We start from the raw sequence: 12,981 nt of genomic DNA, 5'->3' as shown, positions 1-12,981 counted from the left end.
TTTTTTATTGAAATGGATGAAAAAAAGGGTTTCTCTTATAGTGTCGACAAATTCACTCTAAATTCGCTATACTATAAAGAAGATTAGAAAGAAATGAAGGGAAATAAGCTATGAAAATTGAATCAATTCTAAAAGACACTAATTACAATATAAAAATTTTTGATAATGAAGAAATAAAAAGACTTGAAGAAAATATAAGTGAACATCTTATTAAAGATAGCAAGGTTTTCAAGATAAAATGTTTAATTAGAAATTATGAAATTAAAGCTACACCTGAAGAGTTAATAAGACAACTATATCTAGACAAACTAATTAATAAATATAAGTATCCAAAAAAGTTAATTCAATTGGAATATGGAGTACATTTCGGGAGACAGGTAAAAAGAGCAGATATTGTAATCTTTGATAAGGATAGCCCAGACTCGGTTTTTATTATTGTAGAGTTAAAAAAACCGAAGCTGAAGGATGGGAAGGAACAGTTAAGATCTTATTGTAATGCAACAGGTGCACCTATTGGTGTATGGACAAATGGAGAGCAGATAGAGTTTTATCACAGAAGGGATCCTAATTACTTCACAAATCTATTCGATCTGCCAATTTTCACGGAAAGCTTTAGTGAATTTTTGAATAAGCGAAATAGATTCACTTATTTAGACCTTATTTTAAATGATAAACTTCAAAAACAGACTTTAAAACAAATTATTGAAGAGCTCGAGGATGAAGTTCTATCAAATGCGGGAGTAGATGCTTTCGAGGAACCTTTTAAATTAATTTTTACAAAGCTTTATGATGAAAAAAAACATCAAGATGATCTTAAAATTATTGAAGTTTGGTTAGATGCTAAAGGAATTAAAAGTATCTATGATCTTAATGATAATGAGAATAAAGAGCTACGAAAGGAATTAAACCAAAGATTGCAATTGTTAGAGTTTCGAGATACAGGAACTGAAGATGAGGTTAAAGAACGAATTGAGGAGTTATTTATTGAAGCCCAACAAAAATGGAAGGGTATTTTTCAAGATGGAACAAAGTTAGAGCTGTCAAAGTCACATACAAAGATTGTTGTTTCATATCTTCAGAATATAAAACTTTTTAATTCAAATTTAGAGATAATTGATGAGGCCTTTGAGTATTTGGTTAATAAAAATAATAAAGGTGAGAAGGGTCAATATTTCACACCTAGATATGTTATTGATATGTGCGTGAATATGTTGAATCCTAAACCAAGTGAGTTTATTATTGATACTGCTTCTGGCAGCTGTGGATTTCCTGTTCATACAATATTCTATAATTGGAGAAAACTAAATCCAAATGAAAACCACTTATTTACAGCTGAAGAAAAAACTCAAGAGCAAATAGAATATGTAAGAAATAAAGTTTTTGCAATCGATTTTGATAAAAAAACAGTTAGGGTTGGAAGAACACTTAATTTAATTGCTGGTGATGGGGAAACTAATGTGTTACATATGAATACATTAGATTATGAACGATGGAATGAGTTAAAGAATGATAGAGAATGGTACAGAACATATCAAGAGGGTTTTGAAAAATTAGAAGATCTCCGTGTGGATAAAATTGAGAAAAAAGGAATTGCTAATTATAAAGAATTTAAATTTGATATAGTAATGGCAAATCCACCATTTGCAGGGGATATAAAAGATCAAAGAATCATATCCAAATATGAATTAGGCGAAAAAGAAAAAGGTTGGCATGATAAAGTATCAAGGGATATTTTATTTGTGGAACGGAATCTTCAATTTTTAAAGCCAGGAGGTAGAATGGCAATTGTACTTCCACAAGGTAGATTTAACAATACAACAGATAAATTTTTAAGGGATTACATTGCTAAGAAATGTAGGATATTAGGAGTGGTTGGTTTACATGTTAATACATTTAAACCCCATACTGGGACTAAAACCAGTGTATTACTTCTACAGAAGTGGAATGATGATCCAACTTTAGGACCGCTATGCCCATATAAAGAAAACTATAATATCTTCTTTGCTACTCAACGTTCAAGAGGGAAAGATAATAGTGGAGAAAAACTATATAAGAGTGTTGATGGTGGAGAAACTATTGATCCAAAGGAAGCAATCAAGGACAAGTGGGGACATTTTATAGTTTCTCATGATTTATTTAACCATAATAAATTTATTCTTGATGATGGGACAGTTATTGATAATGGTGAAACCCAAGATGGTATTGCAGAAGCGTTTGAGGAATTTGCTAAAAAAGAGGGTTTAAGTTTTTTTTAGGTAGCCCCTTCAATCAAATAAAATATGAAGCATATTTGGAGGGGCAAGAAATTTCAGAAGTTGAAATTGATAAATTAGATGCAATAAAGTTTCGTCTAGACTCGGAATATTATAAAAAAGAGTTTTTAACTATCGAAAAGAGGATCGAGGAGAATGAGCCAAAAACATTAGAGTCGATTAACGGTGTTTTAGATTGTAGTGCTTTCTATCCTTCGATTACAAAATACTATAACTTTAATTTTGAAGGTGTTCCTTTTATTAGAGTAAATGAGATTAATAATGGTTTTGTTAATATAACTAACAATACTGCATTTCTTCCAGAAGAAATAATACAAAAGAATAATAAGACAATATGTGTAGGACATCCAAACGATATTGTTATAGCAAAAGGTGGAAACACATTAGGTAAAATAGGAATTTTACCTAATAATTATAAAAAATATAGTTTGAGTAGAGATGTAATTCTATTAAGGACTTCTAATATTAAAGAACATAATAGGTTCTTTATTTGGATTTTCCTTCACTCAAAATATGGCCAGGATTTATTATTAAGAACGGCTAGTCAAACAGGACAGCCTCACTTAACTTTGGCGTCATTAATGCAGGTTAAAATTCCTACCTTTAATACCGGATTTGAGGGAATATTTGAGAAGTTATATTTTAAGGCACTTAGTTTACAGAATGAGTCACAAAGGTTTTATGAAGAGGCTAAAAATATTCTCCAAACAGAATTGGAGCTAGATAGTATCGAACATGATGATAGTTCCTTTAATATAAAAACTTTTCAAAGTTCATTTATAGAAACAGGTCGTTTGGATTCCGAGTATTATCAACATAAGTATGATCAACTTACTTCTAAAATTATGAAGAAAAAGTATAAAAAGTTAAAAGAATTAGTTACCATTTTCAAATCAGTTGAACCTGGTTCAAAAGCATACCAAACTGAAGGGATACCTTTTATAAGAGTATCAAACGTGTCAATCGGCGGTATTAAGGAATCCGAAATTTTCTTAGCAGAATCCTATGTCAGGGAAGCAGAAGCAAAGGTTAATAGTAAAAAGAATATTAAAAAAACCGTTTCTTTATTTCCAAAGGCAGGGACTATTTTGTTAAGTAAGGATGGAACAGTTGGAATAGCATATAAAGTGGAAGAAGATTTAAATATAGTTACGTCTAGTGCAATACTCCATTTGAATGTTCTTGATAAAAAAGATATACTCCCTGATTACCTTACGTTGGTTCTTAATTCTGATTTAATTAAACTACAGGCTGAAAGGGATGCTGGAGGTTCAATAATCCAACATTGGAGAATTGAGGAAATAGAAAATTTATTAGTACCGATTATAGATATTGATAAACAATTAATAATTAGTGATTTAATTAAAGAAAGTTTTATGTATAAAAGATTATCAGAGGAAGTACTTGATATTACAAAATTAACTATTGAAAGGGCAATTGAAACAAATGATGTTATTGCAACTAAATTTATAGAACAGTTTTTAATGAAAAAAGCTATATCGCTTTAAGGGGAGTAATTTAATGGTTGCGGTTTATAGTAGAGATAATTTGAATAGGTGGATATCCGATTCCGAAATAGACTATTTTACTTATTTTATAAAGGCATGGATTCCATTCAATGCATGGTACAATAACTCTTTTCACCATGTGGGGGAGTCTGATAGGGCAAAAATAAACTTTGTAAAATCGAACTCAAATGAAATTAGAAATGCTATTCATAACTTCCTAGAGCGTTCTGGCAATGAAAATGATTTGTTTAAAAATTATCTAGCTAATTTTTACCACAGTCTAGGTGAAACAACAATTCTGAGTAATGGTGAACGAATTTCTTTTGAAAGTATAGTAATCGAATCTAATAATAAAAGTATCATTGATAATGAGATAATTAGGGGTGTTAAATACTATTTAAGAAGAGTCGACGGTGATAGAAGACAAGTTACTAAAATGACTTCAATTGTAAAGAATAGTAGTGGTGCAACAATTTTTATGTGTGAAACAAATGATTATAATTTGGAAAGTATCTTGGTACATCCTGATTACCAAAATCGATTAAGCACATCACAGCAGTCAAATTTAAAAGTGTTCTATGAGGACTTAAATCCAAATAAGCCAATAAATTTAATTGTTCCTGATCGCGAAGCAACACCTGGTAATCATTATGATTGTATGGGAATAAAATTCATAAGAGATGAGAATAACACTCTTTGTCAAGCGGATAAAATGTGTAAAGGTTTGATTGAAATTTTGTACAGGCTTAGAAACTTATTGTTTCACGGAGAGCTTAATCCAACAAATGATAATAAAAAAATCTATATGTATGCCTACTTGATTTTAAAGATGTTAATTGAAAGAATAAGATAAATGACTTTAACACGAAAAATTATTAATAAGACCCTGAATGGGTCTTTTTTTTTGAACTATTTTTTAATACATCTAATGTAAATTTAATCATATTTATATCAAATTAACCATTATTACCTAAATAATTCCAATTTATGATATAATTATTGAAAATTTCTCATATATTGGGTGGAGGATATATTGCCTTTAAAGCCAATTCCAAATGGAATAAATAATTTTGATAACCTATTAGAAAATCTTTTGTGAGGCAAGAGAAATGAATTAGTTCGCCTTTTTGACGGGTATTAAAATAAATGAAAGATTATTAGGGACTGAAACAAACGTCCATTGCTATATGATAGGACTTGATGGCAATGAGGTGCCACGAGTAGAGCACTTGGCAATAAAGGTGGCTACTAGATTACTTGACTATTCAATCCCAAGGTCTGAGATTGATAAAGCAAAAAAACAGGATGAAGTAGATAATACAACCGTAAATATGATGAGGTTAAAAATGAAGGCTAAAAGTCTATTTACCTCTATCGGAAATACTGGTGAGGGTGGTGATATGCTTTTATACATGTTAGTTCAAAGTTATCTTGGTTATCCACAGTTATTATGTAAAATGCCATTAAAAACTAGTAGCCAAGTACATTAACATGGAGCGGATGGTATACATATTGGATTTGATGAAGGAACTCAAAAATTAGCAATATATTGGGGAGAATCGAAACTCTACCAATCTATTGATAATGCTATTTCAAATTGTCTAGATAGCATTAAACCGTTTTTATTTGATGGTGGATTCTTTGGGCGTACTTCGCGGGTTATGCAACTAATAACTACTAATCTTGACCTCATTAGCGAAGAGCTTGAAGCGGTTATTCTAAAATTCTTAGACCCCACAGATCCTGAAACCGCCTATGTGAAGCCACCTACGCAACTTCCTAAAATATCTGCCGTTCCATGGTTTTCCCAACCAACTTACCTCTGCACCTTCTGAGTTATAAAAACTGAAAACAAAAGCATCTATTTTTAAATCCTGACCCATAAAAAATATTTTTTTGTTATCGGGAACTCTAAAACCAACCCATTTATATCCTTTCATATTTATTTCAACATCTCTAGTTGTATTTGCTAGAATTTTTTCTTCGTATGCTTCAAATTTTGGATCCAGTTCGTTAAGTTCTTCTGTATTAAAAAACAAGACTATCCCTCCATTTCATTTTTTTATTATACTAACCTAAGTTTTAATTATTATCCTAACCAGGGAGTCCGAAAATAACCTATGCTTGTTCAACTAAAGGGGTATAACAAAAAGTGAAAAAAGCGACACATCAAAGTGTCGCTTATTTGCTTATGCCGTAGTCCTTGGCTTTTGCGTAGATAGTGGATTTAGCCACTCCGCTCATTTTTATAATACCATTTACACTTAATATAGTTGTTTTTCTTTCCGAATAGAGCTTCAAAGCCTTATTAACGTCCGTCTCAGCTTTTCAACACGCCGCATATGTTACCCTTGTGATTTTGTTCTCTCACGTCCTTTAGATGTCATCTCGTTATTTAAATCATGTTCAATTTTAGCGATAGTACCCGTACCCGGCATGACAAACATTAGTATTAACAAACACAGAATGAAGGAAATTGTGAACCTTTTGTTTCGAATTTGTGACATTAAAGGAACAGCTTCCCTTTTTGACGAATTTTGTCTATTGAAGGGGAGTTTTTCATTTTATTATTTCACCCTTGCTATCCCATTACCTTGTGAATATTTTCCTCTACAAGATATTTCCCCTATTAGACTTCCAAAGGAGCATGTTGTTTATGAAAATAAAACCAGTTGAGGTTGCTCAAGCAATACATATTATTAACCGCTATGCAAAATTATCAATTGAAACCCAACTTCTATATAAAATGAAAAATGATGCACTAGATTTACTAATACTAACTGGAGATGCGAAAAAAGTGGGGCTAGACATTTATAAAGACCCTCGTAATGGAAGAAAACGTACATTTGTTTCTGTTAAGATTGAGAATTTTTATTTTCATATGTCCCCAACTAAAGCTGATTTTTTTAATCTACAGCATATAAAAAACGAAGAAAAAACCCGCAATCCTTTAGTTAATATGGATCTTTCTGAAGCGAAGCACACTATAATGACTTATAGTCAGAAACGAAATAAAATTTTTGAGTTTAAATGAACTCAGTATACATAATTATGGTGCTTCAAATTCGCCTTTTCAAAATAGAAGAATTTCAAATGAAATCCGGATGGATTCCAATTATTTTAGGAATTAAAAGGCAGATAAGAATATTATTATTGAGTAAAATATAGTAAAAAAGTTCCCTTTTTTGTTATAGTTAAGAGGAACTATTTTACATATTAATAAGAGAATTTTCTATGGAGGTTTGTTAATAGCTATGCAAGCAGATATTAATTTCACGTCAGATTTATTTGATGCAGCTAATAAACTTAGGGGAAGTGTTGCACCATCGGAATACAAAAACTTTGTCTTACCTTTAATCTTCCTTCGTTACCTATCCCTTCGCTACGAAAAACGACGTGATGAACTCAAGGAATTGGTGAGCAATCCAAAAAGTGATTGGTATATGGAAGACCCGGAAATGAGGAAAGAGGTACTCTCAGATGAAGATCAATATCGTTCTGAGCGTGTTTATATTTTACCGGAAGAAACACATTGGTCATTTATTGTTTCTAATGCAAAGCAGCCAACAATTAAAAAGATTTTAGACGATGCTATGAGGCTAATTGAAGAAACCAATACTGAACTTGAAGGAGTACTTCCTCGGAATATATATCAGGCGAGTAATATACCCGTAGAAAGTATTTCTGGTCTGATTGAGGTTTTTTCAAGGGATGTGTTTGGAAACAACAGTAGTGAAGCTGTGGATGTACTTGGGGCAACATACATATATTTTATTTCGGAGTTTGCATCAAGTGAAGGACAAAGAGGTGGGGAGTTCTTTACACCCGCATCAATTGTAAAATTGTTAGTAGCAATGTTGGAACCGATTTCTGGTACGCTGTTTGATCCAGCATGTGGAAGTGGGGGAATGTTTGTTCAATCTGAAGACTATACACCAAATAAACATTCATTGTCATTTTACGGTCAAGAAAACGTAGATATGACGCTTCGACTTGGAAAGATGAATGTTCTTATGCATGGAATAAACGCCGACATACGGCTCGGAAACTCGTTGTTGAATGATCAATTTATCATTAAGCATGAAGACGGTAGTTTTGAACCAATAATATTTGATTATGTTATCGCCAATCCTCCTTTTAATATGAAGGATTGGGGTGCCGCTCGAGTTTCAAAACAAGATCCAAGACTAATCGTTGAATATGATAAAGCAGTAAACAATGGCAACGCAAACTATATGTGGATGCAACATTTCTTATGGCATTTGGCTCCGGGGGGAACTGCAGGTTATGTTATGGCAAATGGTGCAATGACTTCAAATACAACTGGAGAAAAAGAAGTTCGAAAACAATTGATTGAAGACTCACATATTGATTGTGTTGTACAACTTCCCGATAAGCTTTTTTATGGTACTGGAATACCATGTTGTCTATTCTTCCTGAGTAAGAATCGTAATGGACGTCAAGATAAAATTCTATTTATTGATGCACGTAACAAAGGTGTGATGGTTAGTCGCCGGCAGAAAGCTTTTACGCAAGACGAAATTAGTGAGATAGCTGGCATTTATCATGCATACAAGAAAGGTAAAGGCGATTATCAAGAAATAAAAGGATTATGCAAAGTTGCCTCAATTGAAGAGGTGAGAGGAAACGATTATAAATTAACACCAGGTATTTATATAGGAACTGAAGAAATAACAAGTGATAATGTTCCATATGAGGAACGGATGGATGAACTTTTGTCTATTCTTAAAGAGCAGTTTGATGATTCTAATCGTCTTCAAGAAAAGATACTGCGTAACTTGGAGGGGATACTAAAGTGATGTTCCCTGTAGTACAACTTGGAAAAATAGCGAACTTTACTAATGGTGGAGCATGGTCTCAAGAGGAGTATTCCAGTACTGGAATACCTGTTGTAAGAGTAAGTGATATTTCAAATGGAAGAATTGATTTATCCCAGTGCAAATATTTACCACTAACTAGTTTAGAAAAGTATCGTAAACATCTTTTATTTAAAGACGACTTGATAATCGCTACAGTTGGGTCCCATAAAACCCAACAATCTTCTGTAGTTGGCAAACATGCCATAGTTACTGTTAGCGAAGAGAACGCGTTACTAAATCAAAATGCAGTTAAAATTACACCGACTGATGAAAATATTCTTGATAAAAAATACTTAAGATTTGTTGGAAGTTCACATTACTTTAAGAATTTTATTGCCGAACATGCTCGGGGTTCTGCGAATCAGGCTAGGATTGCAATATCAGAATTAAAGAAAATGAAAATTCCATTACCTTCTATTAATATTCAAAGAAGTATTGGAGAAGTTCTATCAACACTTGAAGAAAAAATTATGCTTAACCAACAAATGAACAAAACTCTCGAACTTATTGCAAAAACTCTTTATAAGGAGTGGTTTGTTGATTTCGGTCCGTTTAGGGATAATGATTTTGAGGAATCAAAATTAGGATTTATTCCAAAAGGTTGGAGAATAGGGTGTATTGGTGATATTGCTAAGGTTAAAAATGGTTTTGCTTTTAAAAGTTCTATGTGGCAAAAAAATGGTGTGCCTGTTATTAAAATAGGAAACATTACCCCACCGTTTGTTAACATAAATGGAGTAGATTTTGTTTCAGAAGATATTGCAGCAAAAACTAGTGATTTTTTACTAGATGCTGGTGATCTTCTAATCGGAATGACAGGGGCTTATATTGGTAAGACAGCAATTTTGCCAAAATTTACACAAAAGTCTCTGCTTAATCAGCGGGTTGGTAAATTTGTTTCAAATATTGAGGGATTAAATACGATTCCACTAGTATATCTTTTATCTACTATGGAATCTTTTAAAGAACAAATTCGATTTAAGGCAACTGGTTCGGCTCAACCTAATATTAGTGGTAAAGGTGTTGAAAGTATTGAATGTCTTATACCTACTGAAAATGTGTTATCCGAGTTTATAAGAATTATTGAACCTATATATTATTCAATGATAAAACATCAAAATGAAATAATTCAGCTTAACCAAACCCGTGATTTCTTATTACCACGACTATTATCAGGCGAAATAGAATTAAAAGATAAAATATTTGAGGAGGTGCTATGATTGACTAGTGGGCTTTATGAATCAGATTTTGAAGAAACAACCATAGAAAGGCTAAAACGTATTGGCTACAATTATCTTCATGCAACAGAATTGTTTAGTGGTCGAGAGAGTGTACGTGATGTTGTATTAAAGGATCGTTTAGTTGGATTTTTGCGAAGGACATATCCTTCGCTTCCTGCTGAACAGCTTCCTGTTTTGACTTCCCTTCTCATAAATCCGGATGGGGTAACAAATCAACAAAGAAATGAACGATTCCATGAAATGCTGACAAAAGGTTTTATATTTTCCTGGGAAGAAGGAATAGAGCGCAAGTTTGAACACGTGTTTCCAATTGATTGGAATAATTGCAGCTCGAACGACTTTTTAGTAGTTAATCAGCTTGCGATAGATGGACGCTTTTCAAGGCGCCCAGACGTTATTATTTACATTAATGGGTTGCCGTTGGTTGTCTTTGAACTTAAAAGTCCATATAACGATCAAGCGACCGTAGATGACGCTTACACGCAAATTACTAATTACACCAATGACATTCCTCAGCTATTCACCTACAACGCTTTTACCGTTATTTCCGATAACATAGAGACACTTCATGGGGTTCCGGGTGCGCCAATCGAATATTTTTCAGCATGGAAGTCAATTGACGGAAAAACAGTTGATAATAATGTTGCAAATACTATGAAGACGTTAATTGAAGGGTTGTTCACAAAAGAACGCTTACTTGATTATATTCGGTACTTTTTGGTTTATATGAAAGATGGTGAACAAAGATACAAAATCGGCGCAAAGTATCATCAATTCTTTGGAGTTAAATTTGCCGTTCAAGAAACTATCAGAGCCACTCGGCCAGAAGGTAATCGAAAAATCGGTGTCGTTTGGCATACACAGGGTTCCGGGAAAAGTATCTCAATGATGTTCTTCGCCGGAATGATTATTAATCATCCGGATATGAAGAATCCAAGTGTTGTAATACAAGTCGATAGAGCCGACCTTGACCAGCAATTACACGATACTTTTGAAATGGGAAATAATCTTGTTGGTAACATTCATCACGCCGAAAGTGCTGAACAATTACGAGAAATATTAAAAAATGAATCCGGACAAATTGTTTTTTCTACAATAGAGAAATTTCGGCTAAAGACAGAGGAAGCGGATGGAAACGAAACTAGAAAAGAAATTCAACACCCGGTTCTATCGGAAAGAAGAAACATTGTAGTAGTATCTGATGAAGCCCACCGAACACAATATAATGAAGGTGGATTTGCCGGGCATTTACGGACTGCACTTCCAAATGCATCACATATCGCATTTACAGGTACACCTATTGACTTCGTTGGAAGAAATACAACTGAACTCTTTGGAAATTATATTCACGTATATGATATGCAACAGGCTGTTTTAGATAAAGCAACTGTTCCGATTTATTATGAATCGCGTCTAATTCCACTTGACAACACCAATGCGCAACTTGATGAGGATTTCGAAAACCTTATTACGCATGCAGACCCAAACGATCAACGAGCAAAAGCACAAATAAAGTGGGCAGCGTTGGAACGTGTTGTTGGAACACGACCACGTCTTGAAAGACTAGCGAAGGATATTCTTAATCATTTTGAACAGGCAGCAAGTTCTCAAGATAAAGCCATGATAGTTTGTATGAGTAGGGAAATTTGTGTTGCTTTGTATGAAGAAATGAGGAAATTACCGAATTGTCCGCTGATTGAAATCATAATGACTGGTGATGTAAAGAAAGATCCAGAAGAATGGAGAAGTGTCATTCAACCCTGTAGTGATTACCCACATATTAAGACAAAAGAAGAGCAAGAAACTATTAAAGAGAACTTAAAGGACCCCGAACACCCACTTAAAATGGTCATTGTTAGAGATATGTGGTTGACTGGTACTGATATACCAACAATGAAATTTCTGTACGTGGATAAACCAATGAAAGGACACAACCTCATGCAAGCCATAGCAAGGGTAAACCGTGTGTTTCCTGGCAAAGATGGCGGAGTAGTTGTTGACTTTATAGGTCTAGCGCAGAACCTTAAGGAAGCAACAAAGAAATATACTAGTGGTGGAGGTAGAGGTACGCCTACTTTCGATATTGAAGCAGCTGTTGCTGTATTTTATGAACATCTTGGTGATGCCCGAGAATTTATCCCCCATGAAACGGACGTAGACGGTTGGAAAGCGCTTGACAAGGTAGAACGAGAGGATTACATCGCCGAGCTAGTAAACAAGCTTCTAGGGGCAAGACAAGAGGCTTTTTTAACTACACAACTAAAATTAAAGAAAGCACATCAACTAGTCCGGCATGTTGATGAAGTACGCCAGTTCACAAATGAAATTCAACTGTATCAAATTTTAGCGACACAGGTTCGGAAAATTGTTGAAGGAAATATTGGAACCCGTAAGAAAGAAAAAGACCTTGAGAAGCGGGTTTCTAAACTTGTAAACGAGAGTATAGAAGCAAAGGAAGCAATTGACTTATTTGCCGTTGCCGGAATCGAAAGACCTGATATATCTATTCTTGATGAAGCTTTTATGGCTGATTTAGTCGAGAAAAAACACGTAGATCTTCGGTTAAAATTATTAAAGCAATTGCTTGATGATGAGCTGAAATTAAAACTAAAAAAGTCAAATCCTAAGCAGAAATCATTAAAGGAAGCTTTAGAAAAGGCAATCAGTGAATATCACGATAGGGTTATTTCTGCTGCAGATGTGATACGAATGATGATGGAAGTACGAAAAGGGATGGATAGTGAATTACGGTTCCAGAATGAACTAGGTCTATCCGAGGAAGAAGTTGCTTTTTATCATATTATTGAGAGCATGGGCAACATGGCGTTTACAAATGAATTTATCGCACAGCTTGTTCATAAAGTTGTAGCGGCTATGAAAAAGGAATTTAAAGTGGACTGGACTAACCCTCACCGTTCTGATGTTCTTTCTAAGGTTAACCTTGCAGTAAAGATGGTATTGATAAGAGAGAAAATTACAGGAGAGCAATTAAAATTTCTGACTATTGCAATTGTTGATCATGCTAAAGAACAGTATAAAGATTGGCCAAGAAGCTACGCATGATACAAAGCACATGATA

Annotated in this window: 8 protein-coding genes and 1 pseudogene; 8 read left to right on the top strand and 1 reads right to left on the bottom strand. The window is 33.7% G+C overall.

What is annotated here, in order from left to right:
* Window positions 1-110: 110 nt before the first annotated feature.
* The 4 genes and pseudogenes from ACFSFW_RS23510 to ACFSFW_RS23495 all read left to right on the top strand — a co-directional run bounded on the left by ACFSFW_RS23510 (window position 111) and on the right by ACFSFW_RS23495 (window position 5,616).
* The gene (locus ACFSFW_RS23510; protein WP_388042036.1) at window positions 111-2,255 is read left to right on the top strand and encodes an N-6 DNA methylase; all 2,145 of its coding nucleotides are present in this window, start codon (window positions 111-113) and stop codon (window positions 2,253-2,255) included.
* Window positions 2,256-2,290: 35 nt separating this feature from the next.
* A complete protein-coding gene (locus ACFSFW_RS23505) occupies window positions 2,291-3,781 on the top strand; it encodes a restriction endonuclease subunit S domain-containing protein (RefSeq protein ID WP_388042035.1) in 1,491 nt (496 codons plus the stop codon).
* A 13-nt stretch (window positions 3,782-3,794) separates the two neighbouring features.
* Window positions 3,795-4,634 carry a hypothetical protein gene (locus tag ACFSFW_RS23500; RefSeq protein ID WP_388042034.1) on the top strand — a complete coding sequence of 280 codons (840 nt, stop codon included), beginning with the start codon at window positions 3,795-3,797 and terminating at the stop codon, window positions 4,632-4,634.
* A gap of 334 nt (window positions 4,635-4,968) precedes the next feature.
* A pseudogene (locus tag ACFSFW_RS23495) lies at window positions 4,969-5,616 on the top strand (HamA C-terminal domain-containing protein).
* On the opposite strand, the gene ACFSFW_RS23490 reads toward ACFSFW_RS23495, so the two are convergent.
* Complete coding sequence (locus ACFSFW_RS23490) at window positions 5,509-5,820, bottom strand: hypothetical protein (RefSeq protein WP_388042210.1); 312 nt, start codon at window positions 5,818-5,820, stop codon at window positions 5,509-5,511. The pseudogene ACFSFW_RS23495 and the gene ACFSFW_RS23490 overlap by 108 nt on opposite strands.
* 617 nt (window positions 5,821-6,437) lie before the next feature.
* Between ACFSFW_RS23490 and ACFSFW_RS23485 the strand changes: the two genes are divergently transcribed.
* The 4 genes from ACFSFW_RS23485 to ACFSFW_RS23470 all read left to right on the top strand — a co-directional run bounded on the left by ACFSFW_RS23485 (window position 6,438) and on the right by ACFSFW_RS23470 (window position 12,965).
* Window positions 6,438-6,815 (top strand): YkyB family protein, encoded by a 378-nt coding sequence (locus tag ACFSFW_RS23485; RefSeq protein ID WP_388042033.1) that lies wholly within the window; start codon window positions 6,438-6,440, stop codon window positions 6,813-6,815.
* A 214-nt stretch (window positions 6,816-7,029) separates the two neighbouring features.
* Window positions 7,030-8,601, top strand: coding sequence for a type I restriction-modification system subunit M (locus ACFSFW_RS23480; RefSeq protein WP_388042204.1), 1,572 nt, complete (start codon window positions 7,030-7,032; stop codon window positions 8,599-8,601).
* Window positions 8,601-9,881: a restriction endonuclease subunit S gene (locus ACFSFW_RS23475; RefSeq protein WP_388042202.1), complete on the top strand. Its 1,281-nt coding sequence runs from the start codon at window positions 8,601-8,603 to the stop codon at window positions 9,879-9,881. Before ACFSFW_RS23480 ends, ACFSFW_RS23475 begins: the two co-directional genes overlap by 1 nt.
* Window positions 9,882-12,965, top strand: coding sequence for a type I restriction endonuclease subunit R (locus ACFSFW_RS23470; RefSeq protein WP_388042032.1), 3,084 nt, complete (start codon window positions 9,882-9,884; stop codon window positions 12,963-12,965). It begins immediately after the preceding gene.
* Window positions 12,966-12,981 lie beyond the last annotated feature (16 nt).

This window comes from Ferdinandcohnia salidurans (assembly GCF_042680725.1).
Taxonomy (GTDB): domain Bacteria; phylum Bacillota; class Bacilli; order Bacillales; family Bacillaceae_L; genus Ferdinandcohnia; species Ferdinandcohnia salidurans.
This window is presented reverse-complemented; position numbering and strand designations above follow the sequence as displayed.

Excerpts from the sequence above, each read along its gene's own strand:
- ACFSFW_RS23510 (WP_388042036.1), top strand. The coding sequence starts at position 111 with ATGAAAATTGAATCAATTCTAAAAGACACTAATTACAATATAAAAATT.
- ACFSFW_RS23500 (WP_388042034.1), top strand. The coding sequence starts at position 3,795 with ATGGTTGCGGTTTATAGTAGAGATAATTTGAATAGGTGGATATCCGAT.
- ACFSFW_RS23485 (WP_388042033.1), top strand. The coding sequence starts at position 6,438 with ATGAAAATAAAACCAGTTGAGGTTGCTCAAGCAATACATATTATTAAC.
- ACFSFW_RS23475 (WP_388042202.1), top strand. The coding sequence starts at position 8,601 with ATGTTCCCTGTAGTACAACTTGGAAAAATAGCGAACTTTACTAATGGT.